This is a genomic window from Algoriphagus alkaliphilus (assembly GCF_900103735.1).
In the GTDB taxonomy this organism is placed as follows: domain Bacteria; phylum Bacteroidota; class Bacteroidia; order Cytophagales; family Cyclobacteriaceae; genus Algoriphagus; species Algoriphagus alkaliphilus.
The window spans coordinates 1-25,196 of sequence record NZ_FMXE01000020.1; the positions used below are offsets into that span (position 1 = coordinate 1).

26 protein-coding genes and 1 tRNA gene are annotated in these 25,196 nt (G+C 42.7%); 16 read left to right on the plus strand and 11 right to left on the minus strand.

Annotation, left to right across the window (positions count from 1 at the left end):
* The first annotated feature begins 127 nt into the window (after positions 1 to 127).
* From BLQ81_RS13705 to BLQ81_RS22315, 4 genes are all read left to right on the plus strand, one after another.
* Positions 128 to 289: a hypothetical protein gene (locus tag BLQ81_RS13705; RefSeq protein WP_245693266.1), complete on the plus strand. Its 162-nt coding sequence runs from the start codon at positions 128 to 130 to the stop codon at positions 287 to 289.
* 216 nt (positions 290 to 505) lie between these two features.
* Complete coding sequence (locus BLQ81_RS13710; RefSeq protein WP_245693267.1) at positions 506 to 1,456, plus strand: hypothetical protein; 951 nt, start codon at positions 506 to 508, stop codon at positions 1,454 to 1,456.
* Positions 1,457 to 1,459: 3 nt separating this feature from the next.
* A complete protein-coding gene (gene ctlX / locus BLQ81_RS13715) occupies positions 1,460 to 2,392 on the plus strand; it encodes a citrulline utilization hydrolase CtlX (protein ID WP_245693268.1) in 933 nt (310 codons plus the stop codon).
* Positions 2,393 to 3,133: 741 nt separating this feature from the next.
* Positions 3,134 to 3,808 carry a TolB-like translocation protein gene (locus tag BLQ81_RS22315; RefSeq protein WP_175454235.1) on the plus strand — a complete coding sequence of 225 codons (675 nt, stop codon included), beginning with the start codon at positions 3,134 to 3,136 and terminating at the stop codon, positions 3,806 to 3,808.
* A 297-nt stretch (positions 3,809 to 4,105) separates the two neighbouring features.
* Here the strand turns inward: BLQ81_RS22315 and BLQ81_RS13725 are convergent, their stop codons facing one another.
* From BLQ81_RS13725 to rsfS, 4 genes are all read right to left on the minus strand, one after another.
* On the minus strand, positions 4,106 to 4,936 hold the full coding sequence (locus BLQ81_RS13725) for a hypothetical protein (RefSeq protein ID WP_092730968.1): 831 nt from the start codon (positions 4,934 to 4,936) through the stop codon (positions 4,106 to 4,108).
* Positions 4,933 to 5,709, minus strand: a complete 777-nt coding sequence (locus BLQ81_RS13730; protein WP_092730970.1) for a UDP-2,3-diacylglucosamine diphosphatase — start codon at positions 5,707 to 5,709, stop codon at positions 4,933 to 4,935. Before BLQ81_RS13730 ends, BLQ81_RS13725 begins: the two co-directional genes overlap by 4 nt.
* 62 nt (positions 5,710 to 5,771) lie before the next feature.
* A complete protein-coding gene (ftsH, locus tag BLQ81_RS13735; RefSeq protein ID WP_092730972.1) occupies positions 5,772 to 7,826 on the minus strand; it encodes an ATP-dependent zinc metalloprotease FtsH in 2,055 nt (684 codons plus the stop codon).
* Positions 7,827 to 7,893: 67 nt separating this feature from the next.
* On the minus strand, positions 7,894 to 8,241 hold the full coding sequence (rsfS, locus tag BLQ81_RS13740) for a ribosome silencing factor (protein ID WP_092730974.1): 348 nt from the start codon (positions 8,239 to 8,241) through the stop codon (positions 7,894 to 7,896).
* A gap of 58 nt (positions 8,242 to 8,299) precedes the next feature.
* On the opposite strand from rsfS, the gene BLQ81_RS13745 reads away from it, so the two are divergent.
* Both BLQ81_RS13745 and ahcY read left to right on the plus strand, forming a co-directional pair.
* Positions 8,300 to 9,064 carry a biotin--[acetyl-CoA-carboxylase] ligase gene (locus BLQ81_RS13745; RefSeq protein WP_092730976.1) on the plus strand — a complete coding sequence of 255 codons (765 nt, stop codon included), beginning with the start codon at positions 8,300 to 8,302 and terminating at the stop codon, positions 9,062 to 9,064.
* Positions 9,065 to 9,139: 75 nt separating this feature from the next.
* Entirely contained in the window at positions 9,140 to 10,459 is a 1,320-nt protein-coding gene (ahcY, locus tag BLQ81_RS13750; protein WP_092730978.1) for an adenosylhomocysteinase, read from the plus strand.
* A 52-nt stretch (positions 10,460 to 10,511) separates the two neighbouring features.
* Here ahcY and BLQ81_RS13755 read toward each other — a convergent pair whose 3' ends face one another.
* Positions 10,512 to 11,312 (minus strand): hypothetical protein, encoded by an 801-nt coding sequence (locus tag BLQ81_RS13755; RefSeq protein ID WP_092730980.1) that lies wholly within the window; start codon positions 11,310 to 11,312, stop codon positions 10,512 to 10,514.
* 442 nt (positions 11,313 to 11,754) lie between these two features.
* Here BLQ81_RS13755 and BLQ81_RS13760 point away from each other — a divergent pair, with 442 nt between their 5' ends.
* Positions 11,755 to 12,627: an SDR family oxidoreductase gene (locus BLQ81_RS13760; protein ID WP_092730982.1), complete on the plus strand. Its 873-nt coding sequence runs from the start codon at positions 11,755 to 11,757 to the stop codon at positions 12,625 to 12,627.
* 56 nt (positions 12,628 to 12,683) lie between these two features.
* Here BLQ81_RS13760 and BLQ81_RS13765 read toward each other — a convergent pair whose 3' ends face one another.
* A complete protein-coding gene (locus BLQ81_RS13765) occupies positions 12,684 to 13,730 on the minus strand; it encodes a PAS domain-containing protein (RefSeq protein WP_092730984.1) in 1,047 nt (348 codons plus the stop codon).
* 80 nt (positions 13,731 to 13,810) lie between these two features.
* On the opposite strand from BLQ81_RS13765, the gene BLQ81_RS13770 reads away from it, so the two are divergent.
* The gene (locus BLQ81_RS13770) at positions 13,811 to 14,422 is read left to right on the plus strand and encodes an HD domain-containing protein (RefSeq protein ID WP_092730986.1); all 612 of its coding nucleotides are present in this window, start codon (positions 13,811 to 13,813) and stop codon (positions 14,420 to 14,422) included.
* A 164-nt stretch (positions 14,423 to 14,586) separates the two neighbouring features.
* Here BLQ81_RS13770 and BLQ81_RS13775 read toward each other — a convergent pair whose 3' ends face one another.
* Positions 14,587 to 15,957 (minus strand): IS4 family transposase, encoded by a 1,371-nt coding sequence (locus tag BLQ81_RS13775; RefSeq protein WP_139183637.1) that lies wholly within the window; start codon positions 15,955 to 15,957, stop codon positions 14,587 to 14,589.
* Between the two features lie 143 nt (positions 15,958 to 16,100).
* Here BLQ81_RS13775 and BLQ81_RS22960 point away from each other — a divergent pair, with 143 nt between their 5' ends.
* Positions 16,101 to 16,226, plus strand: coding sequence for a hypothetical protein (locus BLQ81_RS22960; protein ID WP_262481058.1), 126 nt, complete (start codon positions 16,101 to 16,103; stop codon positions 16,224 to 16,226).
* Here the strand turns inward: BLQ81_RS22960 and BLQ81_RS13780 are convergent.
* The 4 genes from BLQ81_RS13780 to BLQ81_RS13795 form a co-directional block, all read right to left on the minus strand.
* Positions 16,209 to 16,406, minus strand: a complete 198-nt coding sequence (locus BLQ81_RS13780; RefSeq protein WP_317042031.1) for a GIY-YIG nuclease family protein — start codon at positions 16,404 to 16,406, stop codon at positions 16,209 to 16,211. The two genes, BLQ81_RS22960 and BLQ81_RS13780, sit on opposite strands and share 18 nt — an antisense overlap.
* A 92-nt stretch (positions 16,407 to 16,498) precedes the next feature.
* Positions 16,499 to 16,582 (minus strand) — tRNA-Leu (locus BLQ81_RS13785).
* A 68-nt stretch (positions 16,583 to 16,650) separates the two neighbouring features.
* On the minus strand, positions 16,651 to 16,950 hold the full coding sequence (locus BLQ81_RS13790) for a putative quinol monooxygenase (protein ID WP_092730990.1): 300 nt from the start codon (positions 16,948 to 16,950) through the stop codon (positions 16,651 to 16,653).
* Positions 16,950 to 17,720: an SAM hydrolase/SAM-dependent halogenase family protein gene (locus BLQ81_RS13795; protein WP_092730992.1), complete on the minus strand. Its 771-nt coding sequence runs from the start codon at positions 17,718 to 17,720 to the stop codon at positions 16,950 to 16,952. Before BLQ81_RS13795 ends, BLQ81_RS13790 begins: the two co-directional genes overlap by 1 nt.
* 102 nt (positions 17,721 to 17,822) lie before the next feature.
* Between BLQ81_RS13795 and BLQ81_RS13800 the strand changes: the two genes are divergently transcribed.
* The 7 genes from BLQ81_RS13800 (at position 17,823) to BLQ81_RS13830 (ending at position 25,195) form a co-directional block, all read left to right on the plus strand.
* On the plus strand, positions 17,823 to 18,812 hold the full coding sequence (locus tag BLQ81_RS13800; protein ID WP_092730994.1) for a PhoH family protein: 990 nt from the start codon (positions 17,823 to 17,825) through the stop codon (positions 18,810 to 18,812).
* A complete protein-coding gene (locus BLQ81_RS13805; protein WP_092730996.1) occupies positions 18,781 to 19,215 on the plus strand; it encodes a GNAT family N-acetyltransferase in 435 nt (144 codons plus the stop codon). The genes BLQ81_RS13800 and BLQ81_RS13805 overlap by 32 nt, the downstream gene beginning before the upstream one ends.
* Positions 19,216 to 19,250: 35 nt before the next feature.
* The gene (locus BLQ81_RS13810) at positions 19,251 to 19,823 is read left to right on the plus strand and encodes a DUF3575 domain-containing protein (RefSeq protein ID WP_092730998.1); all 573 of its coding nucleotides are present in this window, start codon (positions 19,251 to 19,253) and stop codon (positions 19,821 to 19,823) included.
* Positions 19,824 to 19,909: 86 nt separating this feature from the next.
* Positions 19,910 to 21,847, plus strand: a complete 1,938-nt coding sequence (locus BLQ81_RS13815) for a ComEC/Rec2 family competence protein (RefSeq protein WP_092731000.1) — start codon at positions 19,910 to 19,912, stop codon at positions 21,845 to 21,847.
* A gap of 62 nt (positions 21,848 to 21,909) precedes the next feature.
* Positions 21,910 to 22,686 (plus strand): enoyl-CoA hydratase/isomerase family protein, encoded by a 777-nt coding sequence (locus BLQ81_RS13820; protein WP_092731002.1) that lies wholly within the window; start codon positions 21,910 to 21,912, stop codon positions 22,684 to 22,686.
* Positions 22,687 to 24,609 (plus strand): RecQ family ATP-dependent DNA helicase, encoded by a 1,923-nt coding sequence (locus BLQ81_RS13825; RefSeq protein WP_092731004.1) that lies wholly within the window; start codon positions 22,687 to 22,689, stop codon positions 24,607 to 24,609.
* The gene (locus BLQ81_RS13830; RefSeq protein WP_092731005.1) at positions 24,602 to 25,195 is read left to right on the plus strand and encodes a hypothetical protein; all 594 of its coding nucleotides are present in this window, start codon (positions 24,602 to 24,604) and stop codon (positions 25,193 to 25,195) included. The genes BLQ81_RS13825 and BLQ81_RS13830 overlap by 8 nt, the downstream gene beginning before the upstream one ends.
* The last annotated feature ends 1 nt before the right edge of the window (position 25,196 follow it).

Sequence of the window (25,196 nt, forward strand, 5' to 3'; positions counted from 1 at the left end):
AGCTAAAACATCAATTATTGACTCCAAATGAACTTCAAGAGCAGCTAATGGCTATGAAAATTTAGCTCGGGTGCTGCAATGTTGAAAACAGGAGCAAAACAACTTTGACACCTACAAGGTCATCCGGATGCCGCAAGCTCCCAAAAAGACCTTTGTTGAGATTATTCCAAGTATGGAGAAGCCCACAGGAGTAGGGGAGCCACCTGTTCCGCCATTTATTCCTGCCTTGGCAAATGCGATTTATAAGTTGACAGGAAAGCGGAATTACGAGTTGCCTTTTAAGGCTTGAATTTCTTTGTCAACGGTCGATAGACCACGGTCCACAGCGATTGCCTGTCGACTGTGGTCCGTTGACAAAAAATTAATCTTTAGCACTGAAACTCCTCGTTAAGGTCTTAATAAATTTCAATTTCCGAAACCGAAGTGCAGACTGAGACCTTCTCAGAGAAAGACCGCCTTTTCTCGTATTTTTGAATATCTGTTTTCTTCCCAGTAATTAAATAAAATGAGATTAGAAGTTCCTTGGTACCAGCTACGCCGCGGCGCACAGTTGTTGACTGTGGACCGTCGTCTGTGGACAAGATGTTTTTTCCCTATGCATAATATACTTCCTTTCCTTTTACTTCTTTCATTTTCAGGATTTGCACAGCAAGTTTCTGATTCGATCTTTGAATCCGGAATTCTGATTCGATCAATTGAAAATCCTGTTTTGGAGGAAATGAGTGGCTTGGCTTTTTCCAAAAATCATCCTGATAAATTCTACACGCATACCGACAGTGGGGGAGAGGCGACTGTCTATATATTGGATTCTCTGGGAAATGAAATCGGGAAGATTGTGCTGAAGGATACAGAAAATCGGGATTGGGAAGATATCGCAGTGGGGCCTGGACCTGGTGGAAAATCCTATGTCTATGTGGCGGAAATCGGGGATAATGCAGGTGTCCATAAGTCTGTGAAGATTTATCGCTTTTTGGAACCCTCTACAATCGAAAAGAAGATCACCGTAAAGCCCGAGGTTTTGAAATTCACCTACCCAGAGGGAGCTATGGACGCAGAGAGTTTGTTTGTGGATCCTATTTCGGGAGATTTGTTTATTGTGTCCAAGCGGGATAAGAAAAACACGGTTTTCTGCCTGAAATCCGATGATTTTGGAAAAAAAGAGGTAGTCGCAACAGCGGTGGGCGAACTCCCATTTACCAGTGCAACGGCAGCAGACATCAGTCAGGATGGTTCAAAAATCCTGATTAAAAACTACTTTAAAATTTACTATTGGGATAGAAAACAGGGTGAAACCGTGGCCGATGCTCTATTAAGAAGCCCGAAGGAATTGCCCTACGTTCCCGAGCCGCAAGGGGAGGCCATTGGCTTTCAGCCGGACGGAAAAGCCTATTACACCATCAGTGAAAAGCGCTATAATATTCATCCGGTTTTGTACCGCTATCCAGCCAAATACTAAGTTATGCAGACCAGCTCCACGATTCTGATGGTTCGCCCCGCCAACTTTGGATTCAATCCGGAGACGGCTGAAAATAACTTTTACCAGAAGCAGGATTCCCGATCCCAAGAAGAAATCCGACAATTGGCTCGAGCGGAATTTGATGGATTTGTAGCTCTGCTACGTGATCAGGGTGTGAGAGTGGTGGTGATCGAGGATACGGATTCGCCGGTTAAGACAGATTCGGTTTTTCCCAACAACTGGTTTAGCACGCATCCCGATGGGAAGTTAATTCTCTATCCGATGTTTTCTCCGAATCGCAGACTGGAACGAAGGAAAGAAATCATCGAGCGACTGATGCACTTGGGTTTTAAAGTGAATGAAATCATTGACCTGAGTTTTTTTGAGGACAGTGGGCAATACATGGAAGGCACGGGAAGCATGGTGATGGACCATCAGGCTAAGGTGATTTATGCCTGCTATTCCCAACGCACGCATCCTTTTCCTTTGGACTATGTAGCCAAGATTCTGGGGTACTCCGTGGTTGGCTTTGAAGCTTCTCAGGAGATCGACGGTGTGAGCAGTCAGATCTATCATACCAATGTGATGATGCACGTGGGTACCGATTTGGCAGTGGTGTGCCTGGATAGCATCCCCAAAGCTTCCGAGCGAAGAATGGTGCAGGAATCATTGACTAAATCCGGGAAGAAATTGATTCCGATTACGGCCAAGCAAAAATTCAATTTTGCGGGAAATATGCTGGAAGTAAGCAATGATGGGGGCGAAAAATTCACCGTGATGTCTCAAGCTGCCTTGGATGCGCTCAATGTGGGACAGATCCAGCAAATCGAAAAGTACACGACCATCATCAGTCCTGCTATTCCGACCATCGAAAAACTTGGTGGAGGCAGTGTCAGGTGCATGATGGCTGAGATTTTTTTACCGAAAACTCAGTAGTAGGAATCGCCCATGTGAGTGTCTCCACTCACGTGATTTCCCACTCCTAATCTTCCAATTCAAAATCTTTGCTTTTGTGAATGTCTCCGCTCAATTGATTCTCAAGCCACACACAGACAATGCAAATGATCCATTTGGGATGAAGTGAGTGGAGATATTCACTTCGGCAGAAAGCAAAAACATTATAAATTGAACCGTGAGTGGCGACACTCACGGAGGCGGAGATTTAAAACCATCAAAAAATACCCTATATAGGGTATTGCTCTGATTATTTTTTAGCTCTACTTTTCTGATATTCTTCAATTTAACCATAAACTTTTCTGAAAACTTATGAAATCAAACAATCATACAATCAAACCCTTTGGGGATTTCCCTGTGAGAAATTTGGAGATTTTAGCTTTTAGGTATGAATGTGGTATAACTAAGTTGAAAAAGAACTTAAGTCTTTTTGGACTCCTTATCTTACTTTTCGCTTGTGATAAGTTTAATACAGGTCAATTCCCCGAAAATCCTGTCAATCTTGGTGAACTTAACTCATCTTTCGATGATATAAATTCTGATATTCCATTTGTAAACCACGAGGTTCAATTGGTTTTTTCAACAAATCGTGGAAATAATCAATCTTTAGATTTTAATCTGATTGTTTCAAGTATTGATTTTAATTGGGATAGATCTGATGGAATACTTTTGGTTAATTCTTCAAACAAACTTTTCGATGCGAAATTTCAATCTTTTAGAGATATGGTTCGCAGAACAGAATCACCCGCCCATGAAAAGGGGCCTTACAGTTTTCTTGAAAGTGAAGGCAATCGGGTGCTTCTATTTAGTAGAGAAAATGATGGAGTTTATTCAATTTTTTCTGAACAAGAAAAACCATCTATCGGTGCAAGAATTACTCAAAATCATCAAATTTTGAATGAAAAGTCTAATGAAATGTACCCCTGTTTTTATGGGGAAGATTTTATAAAAGGAATTGATATTACACCTTCGCGTCCTGAAAAAATGATTTTTTCCTCTGATAAGGATGGTAAGTTTGATATCTATGAAGCAGCTATTCCAGTAGGTCAAAGCCCACTTCAGTTTCTTAGCCAAAGCAATTCAAAAACTATTCAAAAGCTGGCATTCAATACTTCCTCTAATGACCACATGCCTTTCGTCTATGGCGATTTGTTGGTCTTCTCTTCCGATCGACCGGGAGGATTTGGGGGGTATGATTTGTATTATTCCCAGAAAACTGCCAATGGTTGGACAGTGCCGATCAATTTTGGTCCAAAGATCAATTCCGAATTTGATGAATACAGGCCTGTCGTCTCTGAACAGCCAGAATTTAGCAATCGTTTGATGATCTTTTCCTCCAACCGTCCAGGGGGGTTGGGAGGATTTGATTTGTACTTCGTAGGGATTCCGAAGTTCTGAAAAAAACGATGGATCAGAAGTTACAATCATCACGTGAGTGTCGAGACTCACGTGATTTTTTTGTTTCTTTTAGACCAAGTGAGCGTGTTCACACACCTGTTTTTCGCTTTTCAACTTTCCAAACTGAGGTCAGCACTCACTTGATTTTCAACTCAGCTTTTGTGAATCCCAGGCTATTCATTTTTCCATTACCTGTCTAAAAGAAATTTTAAAATAATTTTACATGCTGTGAATGGAAAAACTCACTTCGGCAGGATGGGCGAAGGGACACTCACTTCGGAGGAGTTGCGTCAGACGTCAGTTTATTCGCTTCAAATCTTCAGGCAACGCATAGACTTTGATTCCATCTTTTACCATGAACGTCAAAATCTCCCGACCAATCTGCACTGATTCTATTCCTTTCACAGGGGTTGGTCCCAAATCAGTTACGACCTTGGTCGAAATCGAATACATTTTCAGATTTTCTCCATCGACCCAAAACAGATGTTCGTTGTAGAAACACATCCTTTGGTCGAATTGGAGATCCGCTTTTTGGATAAAATTCCCCTGATTGTCAAAAATGAAAATTCCCGTAGTCGGGACATTCATGAATAGGCGGTTTTTGAACTCCCGGATTTCGGTCACTTTCAGATCAACAGAATTTAAAATCAAATTGAGGGGCTGCGATTGGATGATGATCTTTCTTAGGTAATCCAGACTTTTCAGTGATAGGTCAGATTCATCCCAAATCCAGATGATGTTGTTGTTTCCCAAGGTTGCAGCTTTGGGGAGGGTGATGGTATTGAGTAATAAGCTGTTTTCGGCAATCGGGTTCAGGAAGCGATCCATGATTCGATACTCTTGAAGATCGGCCGAAAATGTGAAAATATTGACCGTCCAGGAAGCTTCCAATTGGTGAATCCTGGCTTGCCGGGTAGGAGAGAAGAGGTTAAGCTGCTTACCGGATTTGTTAAAAAGGTATACATCACCTGTAGCGTTACTTACAAAAATTTGGTCCCGTGTATCGAGAGAAACCAAATCTAAGTTATTCAACTTGATCTCTGAAATCGGGTTTCCGTACTCAAGTTTATCCTGAGCTAAAAGCACATTGGAGAGCAGCCAAAAAACCAGAATCAGTGCTTGCTTCATTTTTCGAAAGTCAAAAGTTTTCCACCTGCTGCATCAAACTCCAAATACGTATTTTGGGAGACCCACTCCCCCAGATTGAAGTAGGTCGATTTTTCACCAACTGGAAGCTCCAAGGGAAGGTGCCGATGTCCGAAGATGTAAAAATCATGATGAAATCGGGATTCCAGGTCTTTGCAATATTGCCATAGCCATTCATCTTCATTCATGAAGCGATTTTCATTTTTTCCCATGTTGGTGATTCGACTTCGGCTTGACCATGCTTTGGCAAGTTTAACACCAAGATCAGGATGAAGCCATCTGAACAGCCAATTTGCAAAGGGATTGGTGAAAACAGTTTTGAGGAATTTATATGAATTATCCCCCTGGCCCAAGCCGTCTCCATGTCCGATCAGGATTTTTTTTCCCTCAACAGATAGCACAATCGGGTGATGATAGACCGGTATTCCCAGCTCTCTGGTGAAGTAGTCTTTCATCCAGAGATCGTGATTTCCTGTGAAAAATAGGATGGGAACACCCTGCTCCCTGATTTGGGAGATCTTTGAGATGAATGGAATAAACCCTTTAGGAATGACTTCACCGTATTCAAACCAAAAATCAAAAATATCTCCTACCAAAAAGATGGCTGCGGCATCATTTGAAATCGAATCAAGCCAACGGATGATTCGTTTTTCTCTGATTTTACTTTCCGTTTCATTCGGTGCTCCCAAATGAAAGTCAGAGGCAAAATAGAGTTTTTTTCCTTTCAGAGAAAAGTCAAGAGGTGCAGCTTGCATGTAAATAGATAATGTCGTGGAGCAAAAATAAAAAAGCCCCGATTGGAACGGGGCTTTTGTACTTATTTTTCTGTCTTGACTTCCGGTAGCTCTACTTTTTCAATCTCGGTTTCAGCTTCTTTGGCCTCTTCTTTCACTTCTTCCGGGGCGATGATCACCTTGTCCTTCTTGTTGGTGAAGGCTTGATACGTCGTCTCCTTGTCGAAAGGCCGCTTTCCGATCAGTTTTTCCAAGTCAGCCTGGAATAGGATTTCTTTTTCCAAAAGCTCTTTGGCCAGAATCTCCAAGTGATCCCGGTGTTCTTTCAGAAGATCGAGTGTACGGGTATAAGCAGATTGAATCAATTTGCTCACTTCCTGATCAATCATCTCAGCGGTTGCTTCAGAGTAAGGCTTGGTCATTTTATAACCGTCAGCCTTGCTGTCATAGAAGGAAATGTGTCCTAATTTTTCATTCATTCCATAGACCGAAACGATGGAATAGGCCATCTTGGTGATCCGTTCCAGATCGCTCAGTGCACCGGTTGAAATTTTCCCAAAGATGATCTCCTCAGCAGCACGTCCACCCAGAGTCATACACATCTCATCAAACAACTGCTCTGTCTGATAAAGAAATTGCTCTTTTGGCAGGTATTGAGCATAACCCAAAGCCGCCACTCCACGAGGCACAATACTCACCTTTACCAAAGGATCGGCATGCTCAAGAAACCAGCCTGCTACAGCGTGTCCCGCCTCATGATAGGCAACAATTTTCTTTTCATCAGGGGAGATGATTTTGGTTTTCTTCTCCAATCCGCCGATCACACGATCCACTGCGTCCTGAAAATCCTGCATATCCACCGCAGTTTTGTTTCTTCTTGCGGCAATCAAGGCGGCTTCGTTACACACGTTGGCGATTTCGGCACCGGCAAATCCCGGAGTTTGGGCAGCCAGCTTTTTAGGGTCGATATCCTCAGCAATTTTGATCGGCTTCAAGTGCACTTTGAAGATAGCTTCACGGCCATTGATATCCGGCTTGTCGATGGATATTTGTCTGTCAAATCGACCCGCTCTCAATAAAGCGCTGTCTAGGACATCAGGTCTGTTGGTGGCGGCAAGTACGATTACACCGGAATCGGTGCCGAAGCCATCCATTTCTACAAGGAGCGAGTTCAGGGTATTCTCTCGCTCGTCATTTGAACCAGGCATTTGGCCCTTTCCTCTGGATCTACCAATTGCATCAATTTCATCAATGAAGATGATACAGGGTGCTTTTTCTTTGGCCTGCTTAAACAAGTCACGCACTCGTGCTGCTCCTACACCGACAAACATCTCGACGAAGTCAGAACCTGAAAGTGTAAAGAATGGTACTCCTGCCTCACCGGCTACAGCTTTTGCAAGCAAAGTTTTACCTGTGCCCGGGGGGCCTACCAGCAGTGCACCTTTTGGGATTTTACCTCCCAGTTTGGTGAATTTCCCGGGGTTTTTGAGGAATTCGACGATTTCCTGAATTTCTTCTTTAGCTTCATCCAATCCGGCAACATTGTCAAAAGTGATCTTGACTTTGTTTTCTGCATCAAAAAGCTGAGCTTTTGACTTACCCACGTTGAAGATTTGTCCTCCCGGCCCGGAGGGTCCGGCCATTCTTCGCATCATAAACCAGAAGAATACAAATAGCAAAATCAGGAACCCAAAGCTTCCGAAATAACTGCTCCAGTTTTCTTCATTGGTCACAGAAGCGCCAATCCTGCTTTCTTCAGGCATTTTTTCTTCCATAGCCTGAAAGTCAGTCTGAAACTTATCCGAAGTGGTCACTTGCAGCGCATAGTGTGGCCCTGTCGGATTGAAAAAAGAAGAATTGGATTCTAACTCAGTCTTGTATTTGGCGTTTTGTAAAGCGGCAGGTTTCAGGGTAACATCTACCCTGTTCATGTTTCGGACGATTACTACCTTGGCGACATCTCCGGACATGTACATATCTTCAAAGCGCTTCTGCGTGATATCAATCACTGCCCCGCGCTGTTGGATCCATGTCAATCCCAGAAGTACCATTACGGCAGCAATAATCAACCAAAGTTGAAAATTGGGTTTTTGAGGTGCCTTAGGGACAAAACTTTTATTCTTATTTTTTTCGCTCATCGCTTTTGTGGTAATTCTTTAAGATTATGCTAAAACGGATTAACCTTTTGAAAGTTTATTCGGGCATTTAATTCACTCGGGTGGTTTTGGCATCTCCCCAAAGCTCTTCCAAACCATAATAATTTCTTTTCTCTTTCAGGAAAATATGGACTACGACATCAAAATAATCCATCAAGACCCATTCGCCGTTTGATTTCCCCTCAACTTTTCGTGCAGGTGTTTCATTTACCTTTTGTATTTCGGCTTCTATTGATTCTGAGATTGCTTCAAGTTGCTTGTCTGAATTACCGGAACAGATTACAAAAAAGTCAGTTACTGAATTTTTTATTTTCCTAAGGTCCATTACTAAAATTTCAGAAGCTTTTTTTTCTTCCATTCCTTTGACGATCACCTTGCTCAGTGCTTCTGCTGTCATATATTGATTTAATATTACGGGACGATGTAAGTAACCCTATTAGCCCAACCGAAAAATAATGTATAAAATTCTTGCCAACACGATTTTTTTGGGGAAAGATGTTCTTTTCCTGCCAGAGTGTCACTCGTCTAATGACAAAGCTCTCGAACTGATCCGATCCGGGAAGGCCAATGAAGGTACAATTGTAATCTGTAACCATCAAACTCAGGGAAAAGGTCAGCGAGGCAACACCTGGGAAGCTCTGCCGGGTCAAAACTTGACCTTTTCAGTGGTTTTGAAGCCCGATTTTCTGGATGTGTCCGAACAGTTTTTTCTTAACATGGTGATTTCTAACAGTATTCGCAGAATGCTTCAAGACTACCTCCCTGACTTGAAAGTAAAGTGGCCCAACGATTTGGTAGTGCCTGACCGTGGTAAAATCGGAGGTGTGTTGATTGAAAATATTGTCAATTCATCCGCATGGGAATTTGCCGTTGTTGGAATTGGACTGAACATCAATCAACGGGATTTCCTAAACAAAAACGCCACCTCTTTGTCTTTGATTACAGGTGGACATTATGAACTTGAGGAGCTGTTAAAACTACTCGTTGCCCACTTAGAGCAAGGTTACATTTCCTTAAAAAAGGGAAAAATGGAAGAGGTTCGGAAGGAATATCTGAGTCATTTGTTTTTAAAAGACAGATGGGAAACTTTCACAGAAAGTGAAATCGAATTTGATGGAAAAATAGTCGGTGTTTCTCAAGATGGAAAACTTCAAATAATGCTAAAAGATGGTTCTGAGCGGTTTTTTGGCCTTAAGGAAATCACCTTCCCAAACCTTTAGCAAGTTTTCTATTCCCAAATTTAAGCAGTAACTTTGCTGTTCTTGTAAGAGTTTAATTCTTTAACTATCAATAACATGTCAGAAATTAAATCTGAAAAATTCATTCAGTACCGAGTAAAAGACATCTCACTTGCCGAGTGGGGAAGAAAAGAAATCAGGTTGGCGGAATCAGAAATGCCAGGATTAATGGCCTTAAGAGCCGAATTTGGCCCATCGCAGCCTTTGAAAGGGGCCAGAGTTGCAGGCTGTCTTCACATGACAATCCAGACTGCTGTTTTGATTGAGACTTTGGTTGCCTTAGGAGCAGAAGTAACCTGGTCTTCTTGTAATATTTTCTCCACTCAGGACCACGCAGCAGCGGCTATTGCAGCAGCAGGAATTCAGGTTTATGCCTGGAAAGGTCAGACTGAAGAGGAATTCGAATGGTGTATCGAACAGACCTTATTTTTTGGTGAAGAAAGACAGCCATTGAATATGATTCTCGACGACGGTGGTGACTTGACAAACATGGTATTGGATCAATACCCTGAGTTGGTTGCCGGTGTCAGAGGATTGTCTGAAGAAACTACCACAGGAGTACACAGGCTTTACGAAAGAATGAAAAACGGTACGCTTCCAATGCCTGCCATCAACGTGAACGATTCCGTAACCAAGTCTAAATTTGACAACAAATATGGCTGTAAGGAGTCCCTAGTGGATGCGATTCGTCGTGCTACTGATGTGATGATGGCTGGTAAAGTAGCCGTTGTGGCAGGATATGGTGATGTAGGAAAAGGTTCTGCGGCTTCATTGAAAGGTGCTGGCGCACGTGTGATTGTGACGGAGATTGATCCGATCTGCGCACTGCAAGCTGCTATGGATGGTTTTGCGGTAAAAAAGATGAAGGATGCCGTGAAAGAGGGTGACATCATCGTCACTGCCACCGGCAACAAAAACATCATCACAGCCGAACACTTCAAATCTATGAAAGACAAGGCGATCGTATGTAATATCGGCCACTTTGACAATGAAATCGATATGGCTTGGCTGAACAAAAACTACGGTCATACCAAAAATGTAATCAAACCGCAGGTTGACCTGTACGACTTGGAGGGCAAAGAAATTCTTGTTTTGGCAGAAGGTCGATTGGTGAATTTAGGTTGCGCAACAGGTCACCCGTCTTTTGTGATGTCCAATTCATTCACAAACCAGACTTTGGCCCAGCTTGAGCTGTGGGCCAACCACAAGAATTATCAGCCGGGAGTGTATGTGCTTCCCAAGCATTTGGATGAGAAAGTGGCAGCACTTCACCTTTCTAAATTGGGCGTTGAATTGGACACCTTGTCCGCTGATCAGGCTGAATACATAGGAGTGGAGGTTCAAGGACCGTTCAAACCGGAATATTACAGATATTAATTAACAGAGTAAGAGTTGCTTTAGAGAGGCCTCGAAGAAATTCGGGGCTTTTTTATGGATTTAACTGAAGCGATCTTCCATCTGGCAAAGTTGAAGTCACAACGGGATTGCAATTTATGCTCTGTTCGAACCGAACTTTATAATCTATGCTACTGGAGGGGCTTCTTGAGATGATCCAGTTCTCTTTTCCTCTTTGAGGCAATTCCCAGCCATCCCTGTAGCATGAGAAAGACTGTTCTTTTGCTTCTGTAATGACCAAGGAAAAATCACGCCCCGCAGGATTTATTCCTTCTATTCGTCCTCGTGTACTGAGCGCAAAGGGCCTTGAACCAAGCCTTGCCACGGAATAGGAAAAGGAGCCGCTGGCTACAAAACCAAGATTTTTTTCAAGCTCAACCTGTAGATTTTCAAAAGTTTCCTTGTTTTCATTGAACGAAGGATTTACAAAATATCTGACTCCGTCAATTAACGTCTTTCCAAAGAAATATTTTTCATAGGTCATCGACCAAGACGGGTTTGAAGTATTGGAAAGCGTAAAGTCCAGAATGATTTTGCCTTTTCTGAGTGTTTTATTCGGCTGCTGGCACTCCTGTGCATTAGAATAGTTCAGCTCAATGATTCTCGAACCGGGACTGAGGATAATTTCAGGGCATCCTGGTAATTCTTCCGGAAATGTCCTGAAATACTCAGTCAAGGAAATATTTCCGAGGTAACTGCTTTCATTTAATGCTTCAGAAAACCGAAAAAACTGATTCGCCTCCTGACTTAAGTCAGTGGCGATGTCTTTACTGACATCTTCTGTACAAGACCAAGAGAGGATCGAAGCTGAAATAAGAAGAAGGAATTTTTTCATTTGAATAGTGAATAATGAGATGCTTTCAATTTCAGCGCCTGATTGCTATCTTGGCTTTAACGAAAGAATTCAAAGGCATAAAATCTGGCCTGCCTTATTCAGGTAGATGGTTGCGAGATAATGGAAATAGACACTGAAAAACAAAATATAAACAGATGAAATGCCCATGATCCCGTAGGTACGTACGGGATCACATAGGGGAATGATTATAAAGGGCATTCCATGTGACAGCTAAAAAACAAATTATAAACACATGAAATCGAGCATGATCCCGTATTTACGGGATCACACACTGGGATGATTATCGACCATGCGAGATTCCATGTGACAGCTAAAAAACAAATTATAAACACATGAAATACCCATGTCGAAAGAGCGACACACAGGAGCATGATTATCTGGGGGTATTCCATGTGGCAATTAAAAACCAAATTATAAACACATGAAATTTAACGAAGGAATGCTACGTGAGGGAGCACTTAAAGGTAAAAACATTCTTGTGACCGGAGGTGGTACAGGTCTTGGTCGATCTATGGGTGAATATTTTTTGCAGCTGGGAGCTAATCTTGTCATCACATCGAGAAAACTCGATGTCCTTCAAGAAACTGCCAAAGAAATGATGGAAAAAAACGGAGGCAAAGTCATTCCTGTAGCCTGTGATGTCCGTGACATCGATCAAGTGGAGGCGATGTGGGAAAAAGCAAAATCCGAGTTGGGTCAAATCCACGTAGTACTTAATAATGCAGCCGGTAATTTTATCAGTCCGACAGAAAGACTGTCTACCAATGCGTTCAATACGGTGTTGGATATTGTACTAAAAGGGACTTCTCAGGTCACACTTACTGCCGGAAAGGATTGGATTGCACATAAACAGGCAGGAACATTCTTAAATATTGTGACAACCTATGCCTGGACAGGGTCTGGATATGTGGTCCCTTCTGCTGCAGCAAAGGCAGGAGTACTAGCTTTGACCCGCTCCCTTGCAGTAGAATGGGCAAAATATGGAATTCGATCCAATGCGATAGCTCCGGGGCCATTTCCGACCGAGGGTGCTTGGAGTAGATTGCTGCCGGGAGATTTGTTAAAAAAATTCGATCCAGCTAAAAAAGTTCCGGTGGGCAGAGTGGGTGAGCATCAGGAACTGGCAAATATTGCGGCCTATTTGGTTTCTGATTTTTCGGCTTATGTCAATGGAGAAGTAATCACAATTGATGGTGGGGAGTGGCTTAAAGGTGCAGGAGAGTTCAATAATTTAGATCAGATACCCCAAGAAATGTGGGATATGATGGAGGTGTCTAGAGGAAAAAAGCCCTAAGCCCCAGCATAGTTTGGGGCTATCTGAAAGCTAAATGGAAAATCAAAAACCTGTAATCATAATGGACCAATTCCACGTTCCCAGGATTCATTTTGATTCACAGATTCCTTGATACTTTTCTTTAGAGATAGATCGAGCTGTTTGGATTCTGTTTTTAGGATTTCAAGAAGTTTTCTGGATTCCGGAGTATGATGCTCCGTGTCCAGTATTTCCAAAACACCAAGGATATTTGCTACTCGCGCTCTTAACGAATGAGATTGTTGAAAAGCCAGGTCCCGCAGAAAATAGTGGTGCTCTCTAAGCCAGATTTCCTGCTTCTTTTTTTCGGTGATATCTATGAGTAATCCCTGCATTTTCTGGGGATGGCCTGTGGAATCCCAGTCGGTGGTTTTGCCAAAGCCCACGACCCATATTGTTTGATTTCCCTTGGATACAATCCTGAATTCCTTACGGAATGGCAGATTTCCGGGAGTTTTAAAATGTAAATTAAGATCCCTTAATAATTCCTGAAAATCGTCCGGATGAATGTGCTTTTGCCATGAAATTTCTTTCATGCTATGAATTTCTTTCTCTGAATATCCCAGCATTTGTGCCACTCCTCTGCTGATGTAATCTCTTTTGGTGCTAGGGTCAAAATCCCAAAATCCAAGTAGCTTATTTTCTAATAGAATATCTACCAGTTCATTCCCGTTTGTAGTGCCATCAATAAATTCTCCCAAACCTATGTTATATGGACGTAGTGGTTCAATAGGATGGCCAAGTCCAAGGCATGTCCCAAAGTCCTCGGTGATAAAGAAAAATTCCCATTTGGTCGAAACTGTATTTCCATCGGGATGATTGATTTTTTGTAAATCAACCAGAAAAGATTGATGGCTGCTTTTCCAAGCTTTTATTCGCTGATTTTCATATTTTGACCAGTCGGAGGCCAAAAAGCAATCTGCGAAATAGATTGGTTTTTCTTTGTGGTCAAAAAGTGACGGAATAGGCCCAATGCCGGAGTCAGAAGACATGACTTTCCCAGACTTGTCAAAAGTCACCTGGAGAAAATATTCAGAGGTAATGGCTAGATTGCTCAAAACCTGTATGGAATTCCAATCCTGCATTGTGCAAACTTAAATGAAATCTTCGTTTGAAATATGTAAACCAATAAAATTTATACAAAATACATTAAAATATATTTATAATGGAAAACAATCCGCTTTTTTTAAATCGCTCCTCTTTTGGAAATGCCCTTCATATTGGTAATATATTGTCCGAAAAGGAGGCGAAAACACTCTTGAACGATTGGGTGAAAAATGATAAACTCCAAATTCACATGAAGCAAGTGGGGCACTTGATGAAGGCTTTCGCCACTTCAAAGGGTTACGGGGAGCTGATAGTGCAGAAATGGTATTTGGCAGGTTTGCTGCACGATGCTGATTGGGACCAATGGCCGGATCAGCATTGCAAAAAAATCATTGAAGAACTCGAATCAAGACAAATTGACCCGGAAATCATTCGATCGATTGCCTCGCATGGGCCGAGATATTTTGGGGTAGAACCAATCTCTGAAATGGACAAAATGCTCTATGCTTTTGATGAGCTAAGTGGATTTGTCCATGCTTATTCTTTGATGAGACCTGAAGGCTACTTGGGAATGGAAGTGAAGGGCGTGAAAAAAAGATTAAAGGACAAAACTTTCGCCGCTCAGGTTAGTAGGGAAGATGTTCGGGACGGTAGCGAACGGGCCGGAATTCCCCTGGAAGAACTTATTCAGTTTGTGATCTCCAATCAGGGGGATGCTGACCTGAATTAAACCAAAAGAGGCTGTCTCAAAAGGACTGGTGGTGTCAACCTGACCCTTCGACTCCAGTCAGCCTGAGCGGAGTCTAAGGGTCAGTGTTGCAGGAGTCGAAGGCCATTTGCAGCGCAGCGAGTACAGCCGAATTTCGACTTCCTGCCTACCGCAGGCCATAGCCGTCAGGTTAAGGTTGTAAGTATTTCATTTAAGGCTAGTTTTCCTTTTTTCCTTTCGAGGTATAAAATTTTAGGAGTAAACTCTTTGAGTTGATCAAGTAAGATTATCAACTCTTTATGGCTTTTCAAAGCATTGATTAGATGATCCGATATGTTTTGGATCAGCCTGAAGTATTTCCAAACACTGCATAACACGTTGTTCTTTTGTAATACCTGATTTTGTAACCAATTGAAAATGGTCAGATTAAGAATAATCCAGATCAATTTTCCATAAAGCTGGCATTCAAACCGATGGATTTTTTTGGTGTTAATCTCGTCAATGGTAACCAGCGATTTCCAGGTTTTGAAGATCAGCTCGATTTGCCGGCGTAAGGAATATACTTTCCTGATGTCTTTTCCTTTCAGAATCTCAGCGGGAACATTGGTAACCATAATATTCAACCTTGCCCTTGCCTTAAACTTATCCGAAACCTTATTCCCTGTAGACTTTGCCTGTTTTGAGGTTTTTCGGAGTCTTTTCTCATACGCAGTCTCATCGGCTAGCGAAACCACAAGCCGAACTGGAACTCTTTCTTTTTTTCCCAGAAAAACATACACTTCCAGATATTCCAACTTATCTTTTTTGAGTTGTTTAAGGTAGGAGTTGATCTCCACTGGATCTTTTGAATTCCGTTCTAAATAAATATTCACCTGTGGTGTCAACCGGTTGAGGAAGTAGGCTTTGGCTGAGTGAATCTTGGAGAGAAACCTCAGGGTACAATAGCCCATGTCTCTGAGAAAAAGATCATTTTCCTGAATATCATGGGTAAAATCCGCTGAGTCTGACTGATCATTCATCACCCCGGAGGTTAGCCTGAGATCAAGACTTTTTCCACTGAGAAAATCATATTCATATTGGATACTGATCATCGAAGAGGAGTGATGAAGCGCCCCTCCGTACCCTTTGTACTTTGCAGAAAAAGAATCTGGGAGGGCAAACTTGGTAGAATCCTTAATCCGAATCCGGTTGAAATGGGTTTTGAGTGCCTGCTTTTCGCCACTATAACTGATCTTTTGAGTCAAAAGACAGTCGAGACACTTTTTTAGAAAGTCGACAGCGGGTGAAGCAAACCGGTCATGAAGCGACTGCTTTGTGATGTTAATCCCGAATTCCTGAAAGAGAAAGGAAGCCATGTCCAAGAGACTGAAATCTTTCCCCCGTTGATAAGAAAACATTAAACTCAACAGAAAACCGAAACCATCGAGCTTCGACTTCCTGATCGAATACCCGGCCTCTTTGGCCAAAGAATTGATGGATTTGGGGTTGAAATTTAAGAGAAATTTTTCTTTTAAAATCTGGTCTTTTTTATGTATAAACCATTGATTATCTTTAATTTATACCCTATTAATCCGTATATTGGGAGAAGAAAAAAGGCGACAAACCGTGAAATCGACCGCCTTTTTAAACTAAAAAAACATTATACAAATATGGGCAAAAGGAAGAAAGATCCCAATGGGGATCTACGTCCAAACCATAAATGAACTCGCTACCAGTGTTTTGGCTTGCTAAACTGACGGCTATGGGCTACCGCAGGCAAGTCTACCCATTCCGCCATCTGGGCGGCGAGGGGATGAGTCAGAAAAGGTTAGGGCATTTTCTTTAAAAATTCCTTACCCACACCACTTTTTAGATATTTCTCCCTTATTCTGGCGTTTTCGTGGGTCCCGATTTTTTCCAAATAAATCAATCGAAATGGAGCATAAGGCTTTGTGGCTCGGCCTTTTCCAGAATTATGCTCCTGAAATCGTCTTTCAGGGTTATTCGAAAGCCCTAAGTAGATAATTTTTCAAAAAGCTTTTTATAGCGTAAACGAAGAATTCTCTCATAAAAAAATACATCCTAATACAAAAAAGCCCACATTTCTGTGAGCCTTTGTACCCAGAGCCGGAGTCGAACCGGCACGAGTGTAACCTCATTGGTGTTTGAGACCAACGCGTCTACCAATTCCGCCATCTGGGCATTTCAATGATTCCCGATCCTTGCTGAACGGGCTGCAAATATGAAAACAAAATTGATTTCCTACAAACTCATTTGCCGACTTCCTGCATTTTTTTTGAACTCAATGCCTGTGGTTTTTCGGAAAAAAGCGCCCTGGTAAAGCTCCAGACTGATTTAAATAGCTCAGAATCACGATACTGATTGAGGGCCTCTTCGCTTTCCCAGTGACTGTAAGTCATGAAAATATTTTCCGAATCATGATCCTGCCATAATTCCAGATGCTGGCAGCCTGGAAAATTTCGAATAGAATTCTTATTTGCCTCAAAGTTTTCCAGAAAAGCAGGAACCGCCTCGGGTCTAAATTTCATTCGTACAACTCGTATCAGCATCAGGGTCCAAAGTTGATGTAAACCACACTGTCTTGCTTTAAGCCTAGCAAATTTCCGCCATGACCGTGATTGATCCCGATTTCCAATACATCCAGGCTGTTGAAAAAAGCAAAAGGATCACCGGCTTCCACCTGATCGTATCCGTTTTGAAGGCGGTCCACAGATTCCCTTCCAAACTGAATAGTAAACTTACCCGGATTCAGCTTTTCAAAAACTTCTTTTCGGATGTTGGTCAGCAGATTTCCGTAGCGATCGATTCGGATCACATGACCGATGATATGCTCCCTAGTGGCTTTGGCCTGTCTGGACATCAATTTGCGAAAACCAGTCAAAGGACCTCCAAAATCGTGAATGGCTGCTCCGCTGGCGACTTTTGCCGCAATCGGTGCTAAAATATCCCGGGTAGGGAAGGTGGAATCTTTCAAGTGGATATCTGCAAACTTCACCAGAATACCGGGATCCTGATCTGCCAAAAGGCTTAATATCCCATTGTTTGGACCCACAAAAATATGTTCCTCCAGTTTGACTCCGATATACCCTTGAGTCATTGTGCCGATAGTATTGATCCCTACCAGATGCACGGTTCCTTTGGGGAATTCCCGAAAGGTCGACCGAAGCACAAAAGCAGCATGCTCGATATCGTAAGGGGCGATACTGTGAGAAATGTCTATAATATTCAACTGAGGATTGATCGAGAGCATTTTGGCCTTCACGGCCGGAACGTAGTAATCTTTATCCCCAAAGTCAGAGAGGAATGTCACTAAAGCCATACAAGCAAGTCTATTAAAATTGTGTAATTTTGTTTGAGGGGAGCGAACAAAAATAGAAATTTTATTCTTTTGCCTTAAGGTAAACCTAAATCATAAAAAAGATTGGTCGAAAAAGTAATCACTTTAGAGAATGTCCCGTTGGCTGAGTTTTTGGGCACTGCCAATGAAAATATACGGCAAATTTCCCAAGCTTTTCCCCAAAGCAAAATTGTGTCCCGTGGCAATGAAATCCGAATCCAAGGTGGTGCACCGGAGATTTTGCGGATCAATGACCTGATCAATCTCCTGTTGGAACATTTTGACAGGTTTGGACATCTCACTCCCGAAAATGTCAAGGATTACCTCGATATCGAAGGGGTTCCCTTTGAGGAGGCCAACCGGGATCAAGTGATTGTCTTTGGTAACAAAGGGCTGGTGATCAAACCAAAGTCACCGAATCAGCGCAAACTGGTAGATGCTGCCATGAAAAATGATCTGGTTTTCGCCCTCGGGCCTGCGGGAACGGGCAAAACCTACATCGCTGTGGCTTTGGCAGTTCGGGCTTTGAAAAACCGGGAGGTTAAGCGGATCATCATCACGCGCCCTGCCGTGGAAGCGGGTGAAAATCTGGGATTTCTCCCAGGAGATCTTCAGGAAAAGCTCGATCCCTACCTGCGGCCAATCTATGATGCGCTTCAGGATATGGTGCCGCCCGAAAAATTAAAATATTACCAGGAAACCCGGGTAATTGAAATTGCTCCGCTAGCCTACATGAGAGGGCGTACCCTTCACGATGCTTTTGTGCTTTTGGATGAGGCTCAGAATACCACAAGTGAGCAAATCAAGATGTTTTTAACCCGAATGGGTCCTAATTCCAAAGTGATCATCACCGGTGATCAGACTCAGGTGGATTTGCCAGTCAGACAAAAATCAGGACTGTCTGAAGCTCTTCGAATCCTGAAAGATGTAAAAGGCATCGGCGTGGTAAGCCTGAGTGGAAAAGATGTAATCCGACACAAACTTGTGAAGGCAATCATCGAGGCCTACGAGGTGAATCAGGAATCAGAAGAACAAAGACGGTATGAGGCCAATAGTCGAAAAAATAACGAATAAGGAATCCTTTGATCAAGCCTTCAAAATCCGCGAATTGGTTTTCGTCATAGAGCAGGGGGTAGACCCGGCAGCGGAGTATGATGAATTTGAAAAGGAGTCCCGGCATTTTCTGGCCAAAATAGATGGAAAACCTGTCGGAACGGCGAGATGGAGATTTACTAAAAACGGCGTGAAATTGGAGCGTTTTGCTGTTTTGGAAGGAGCTCGTGGAAAAGGAGTGGGACAGGCGCTTGTTGCTGCTGTCTTGGAGGATTTGAAATCTACGCCGGAGGCTGCCGGTAAAACCAAATACCTTCATGCCCAGCTTTCTGCAATGCCTCTTTATACCAAATTCGGTTTTGAAAAAGTAGGAGATATGTTTGAAGAATGTAATATCCAGCATTACAAGATGGAATTGGCCTAATCATTGTCTAAATAAATTAAACCAACTAGTTTATTATGAAAAAAATTACGCTATCCGCTTTTTTTGTCATGGCACTCGCTGTTTCAGCGTTTTCCCAACAAGTCATTTCATCATCAGGCATTTCAAATCCCAATCTGGGAAATTTTGAAAATGAAGTAAAATTCAATTTCCTTAACCTGATTGTACTTGGGGCATTTGAGGTGGGCTATGAGCGATTTCTTAGCGAAAGTCACTCCCTTGATATTCAGCTTCATATTAATGATCGCTTTGGCTATAACGCGGAAGGTAATGGCAAAACATTCAAAACCAATTCTATCCAATCGGGGATGAATTTCTATTTTGGCAACAACCCTAATGGGAGATTTCATGTGTACCCTTTTGTGAAATTCAGGTTTGGGGATTATGAAGAATCAGCGCCCGGAGGAATTTCTACCACTGATATGGCAGCATTTATTTTGGGTGCAGGCGCGGGTTATAAGTGGGAAGTTTCTCAACATTTCGCATTTGGCCCTTATCTCAGTGTCGCGCGGAATTTTAGTGATGCTGTGTCTAGCAAATTCACAGGAGTTGAGCTGAATGGTGGTTTTAGCCTTGGTTATCGATTCTAATTCCTCTAAAAATTAATTATTCAGAGCCTTTCGAGGCTCTTTTTTTTGCCTATATTTTTTTACCTTAAGTTTAATTTTTTCAAAAAATGAGATTCGCTGACTTTCCATTTTTGAGGTATCTGCCATTTTTGATCGCCGGAGTTCTTTTTTCGCAAGCGAAAACGGATATCCCACTTTGGATTCCATCTACTTTCATCGCGGTATTGTGGATTGCTTATTTGATTTTGGCTTCGCAAAAGGAAAGTTCCGGACAATTGACTCCCGCCTTTTTAGGCTATTTGATGCTATTCACGGCAGGTTTATTGTTTTCGGAAATTCAAAAAAAAGGCTCCTATTATGTAGTAAATCATAATCTTGAGTATGCTCAATCCTATCTCGCCCGCGTGGAAAAATACGATCTGGAAAAGCCGAATTCCTTCGAAAATCTGCTAGAGGTCATCGCGGTAAGTGACAGTTTGGGTTGGAAAAAATCCAAGGGTAAGGTTTTGATTTATCACAAAGGCAAGCTGCCTTTTGTACCCGGTCAGGTAATTCTGGTTGAAAAATCTCCCGAGAAAATCCCTTCTCCGATTTTCCCCAACGAGTTTGATTACAGTGGTTTCTTAGCCAGAAAGGGAATTCATTTTCGTCAGTTTATCGGTGAGAAATTCGTCATTTTTGATTCCTCAGAAGTGGATCATCCCAAATATTGGCTCAGTAATTTTCGAAAGGAATTGGTTGGTATAGTCCAGACTAAAGTTCCTGATCCTGAATCACAGCAGATTGCAGCGGCCTTGCTTTTGGGTCAGAAGGAGAACTTGGACAAGGAAATCAAAAACGCCTATGCCGAGACCGGAACCATGCATATTCTGGCTGTTTCAGGGCTTCATGTAGGGATAATTTATGCGATTTTGCTTTTCCCGCTCAAAGGACTTCGGCTTAGATCAAAACAAAAGAAAGGCTATCTGTTTGCAGTCATAATTCTGATTTGGACTTATGCAGTTCTCACGGGTTTTTCTCCTTCTGTAGTGCGGGCAGCCACGATGTTTTCACTATTTACTGTCGGCCAAATGCGGGAGCGGAAACCCTCCTCATTCAATATTTTGGCATTTTCGGCTATGATCATGATCGTAATCAATCCCGATGTGATTTTCGAGGTTGGCTTTCAGCTATCCTATGTAGCAGTTGCGGGAATTTTGCTGATTCAGCCACTGATCGCGCGGTTCTGGATTCCTCCCAATATGGTTTTGGAATATTTTTGGCAACTAACAGCAGTAAGTATTGCTGCTCAGTTGGCGACTTTTCCGCTTTCGGTTTACTATTTCCATATTTTCCCCAGCTACTTTTTGATAGCAAATCTGGTCATTATTCCACTTTCATTTCTGGTGATGCAATTTGGGATTCCTTTTTTGGTGTTCAGTTGGGTTCCGTTTCTTGGGGCCTTTTTAGGTTGGGTTGTGAGCGGCCTGATCGGGGTTCAAAACTGGATTACCCGTGCAATTCAGCTTTTTCCTGGCGGCAATTTGGAGCGTCTGACCATTACATTTGCAGGGATGCTTCTGGTTTGGAGCATTTTGATCATCTGGGCTAATTGGGAGTTGGGCAACAGGAGAAAGCTTGTCTATAGCTCAATTTGCCTCTTTTTGATTTGGTCTGGGGATCGATTGGTCAGGGAATGGAATCAATCTGCCCAAGAAATGTTGCTATTTTCCGATGGAAAAGGAACGCTGATGGATCTCAAAATTGGGAGCAAGAATTTTTCTTGGAACGAAAATTTCCCAACAGAACAGATTAGCTTTTCTATTGACCCAAATCGGATCGCATTTCAGCGTCCGCAGCTTCCGGAGTCCACAGTGGCCTACAAAACCGATTCAGTGCTTACTTTTCCCATTTGGGATTTCAGCTATAATCCCACCTCCCAAAAAATTCACTGGGGCAGCGTAAAGCCGAAATCTGTGAGAGAATTCTCATTTTCTAAATTCAAAGAATTGCCTATTTCGGATTCGCTGTATGCAAAAAGTGGCGCATTTCAGATAGTTTTCTGACCGGCTACTTGGCAGTGGCAGATTATGCCTGTAATTTATACTCCCAAAGCCCAAATCAACGCATGGAGAATTCTGTACTCACCAAAATCAATCAAGGCATCGGATTTATCACGCTCAATCGGCCGGAAAAGCGAAATGCACTAAGTCCCGATCTAATCATTGAATTGGATAAAGCATTCTCAGCCTTCGAGCAGGATGATGAGGTAAAAGTGGTCATTTTGCAGGCTGCCGGAAAGGCCTTTTGTGCCGGTGCTGACCTGGATTATATTCAGCAAATGCAGTATTTTTCCTATGAAGAAAATTTGGCAGACAGCAATCGGCTGAAAGCCCTTTTTTCAAAAATCTACGAGTTCCCAAAAGTCGTCATCGCTCAAGTCCAGGGTCATGCCTTGGCCGGAGGCTGTGGCTTGGTGAGCGTGTGTGACTTTGCATTTGCAGCGCCGGAAGCACTTTTCGGATATACTGAAGTGAAAATCGGCTTTATTCCCGCCTTGGTTTCGGTCTTTCTTACTGAGCAGATTGGTCAGGCTAAAACAACCGAACTCTTGCTTTCCGGTGAATTGATCCCTTCCTCCAAATCTGTGGCTATGGGATTGATTACAGAAGTAGTTGAGGGTGAGTTTTTGGAAAAAAGGACGCGTGAATTCGCTGCAAAACTGGTTGCTGAAAATTCTGCTTTTTCCATGAAGGAAACCAAAAGATTGCTCCGAAGCTTGAATGAAAGTGTCCGGCATCAGGCATTGGACCTCGCGGCAGAGGCCAATGCAAAAGCCCGTGGCCATTCCGATTGTATCAAGGGGGTTGCCGCATTTTTAAGCAAGACCAAACCTAGCTGGTAATTGGAAACGAACCTCCATCTTATACTGAGGAATGTATTTGGGCTGGAAGATTTCCGTCCGGTTCAAAAGCAGGTCATCGACTCGGTGATGGAGGGGAAGGACACGCTTGCGCTTTTGCCGACAGGCGGAGGAAAAAGCCTCTGTTACCAAATTCCCGGATTAGCCAAGGAGGGGATTTGCCTGGTGATCTCACCCTTGATCGCATTGATGAAAGATCAGGTCGATAATCTGAAAGCCAAGGGAATTAAGGCTTCGGCGATCTACTCTGGGATGAGTTATCGTGAGATCGACACGACTTTGGACAATTGTATTTATGGGGATTTCAAGTTTCTCTACGTTTCCCCGGAGCGACTCAAGCAGGAGTTGTTCATCGAGCGCTTTCGGCAGATGAATATCAATCTGATCGCGGTGGATGAAGCACATTGCATTTCTCAGTGGGGCTACGATTTTCGTCCTCCTTATCTTGAGATTGCCGCCATCCGGGTTTTTCACCCCAAAGTAAATGTCCTTGCTTTGACCGCCTCTGCAACGCCTCAGGTTTGTGTTGATATTATAGAAAAGCTGGAAATGAAATCTTATCGGGAGTTTCATCAGAGCTTTTCGCGGAAAAATCTCAGCTACAGTGTTAGGCTGGTGGAAAATAAGCTTGAAAAAGGAATCGAAATACTTAAGCGAATCCCCGGAACTGCCATTTGGTATGTGCGAAACCGACAGGCGACCCATCAGATTGCCAAAGCGCTCACCCAATTGGGAATCTCGGCGGCGGCATATCATGCCGGACTTTCCAATGCAGATCGGGGTGATCGGCAGGAAGCTTGGAAAGCCAATAAAGTAAGGGTGATGGTCAGTACCAATGCCTTCGGAATGGGAATTGACAAACCTGATGTGCGGGTTGTCATTCACCATGACCTACCGGAAAATCTTGAAAATTATTATCAGGAAGCCGGTCGTGCCGGAAGGGATGGGGAAAAGGCCTTTGCTGTTTTACTGGCGAATGAACAGGATTTTGAGCAGGTGTTGAATCGATCGGCCTTGGTTTATCCTCCAATTGATTTTTTGAAACGAGTGTACCAATGTTTGGCTAATTACTTTCAACTCGCCGTAGGCAGTAACATGCTCAGCAGTTTTGACTTTGATCTTTCAGACTTTTGCCATACCTATGAGCTGCCTGTTTTGGAGACATTCTACGCGCTCAAAGTATTGGGGGAGGAAGGTTTCTTGGCGATCAATGAGAGTTTCTTTGCTCCCTCCCGGGTACACTTTCGTGTGGACCCTAGTCGCTTATATGAAGTGCAGATCGCCTATGCAAAGCTTGACCCGATCATCAAAATGATGCTCAGAACGTATGGAGGAAATCTTTTTTCGGAATACATCAAGATACAGGAAAGCAAACTTGCCAAATCCCTCGAGATGCGGGAGTCTGAGTTGATCAAGGCCCTTTTGGATATCCAAAAACTCGAGGTGATGGATTATGATCAGCGTAAAGACAAGCCGCAGCTTACTTTTCTGACTCATCGCTATGATGCAGGCAAACTTCCCTTCAACCATTCTAGGATTAAGGCGAGAAAAGAACTGACCATGGAAAAAGCCAAAAGCATGGTAGAATACGTAAATCAGGTTCGGATTTGCCGGACACAATTCATTCAGGAATATTTTGGAGAAAAGACAGATTCTGTATGTGGGATCTGTGATGTATGCATAGAAATGAAGAAAAGTCAATCTCCGGAGACCCAAGAAGACCGAATGAAGCTGAAAATACTTGAAACTTTAGCGGAATCGGGCGAGTTATCTGAACGGGTTTTGTTTGAAAAATTAAAAAAACCCGCTTCCGACGCCAACTTACGTCTGATCCGACAATTGATTGATCAGGATCAAGTGAGCAGATCTGCCGATGACATTCTTTCTTTAAAATCCCATGAGTAGTTTCCTTGATGATCTTTTCAAAAAAGTATTTAAGCCCTCGGATAAATCCCCGATGAGGCTGAAGGAAAACTTTTTGATAAAGGAATTAGAACAAACAGACCTCGATTTATGGATAGAATCTGAGGAATCAGCGCAGCTTTTTGCTTTGGTTTACAAAAATTACCATTTCAAGCGAACAGGGATTAACGGGCAACCACAGGTTCATATATTTGATTCTCCCTATGCCAATGGCTTCGCTGTGACCTATGAAAATCCATTTAATGCGAAATCATTTTCCAGGCTTTTCTTGGCTTTTAGCCAAAGGCTTCTAGCTTTGGGTTATGAGCAAGTCAGCCTGGATCGAAAATTTGAAGAAATCAACGATCGGGTAAAGGTGACTGAGAAGTTCTATTTCAAGCCTCCGATTCAGCTTCCGGCTGAAGGAGAATTGATCTCTCAGCTATACGGAAATGTCTCCTTGGAGAAAGTTACTATTGATAATGAACCCAGTTATATCAAATTACTGGCGACGGTATATTCCGATCGTCTTTATCAGGATGCCAAATCATTTGACCAATTGATGGATGGCATATTTGAAAAATATTGAA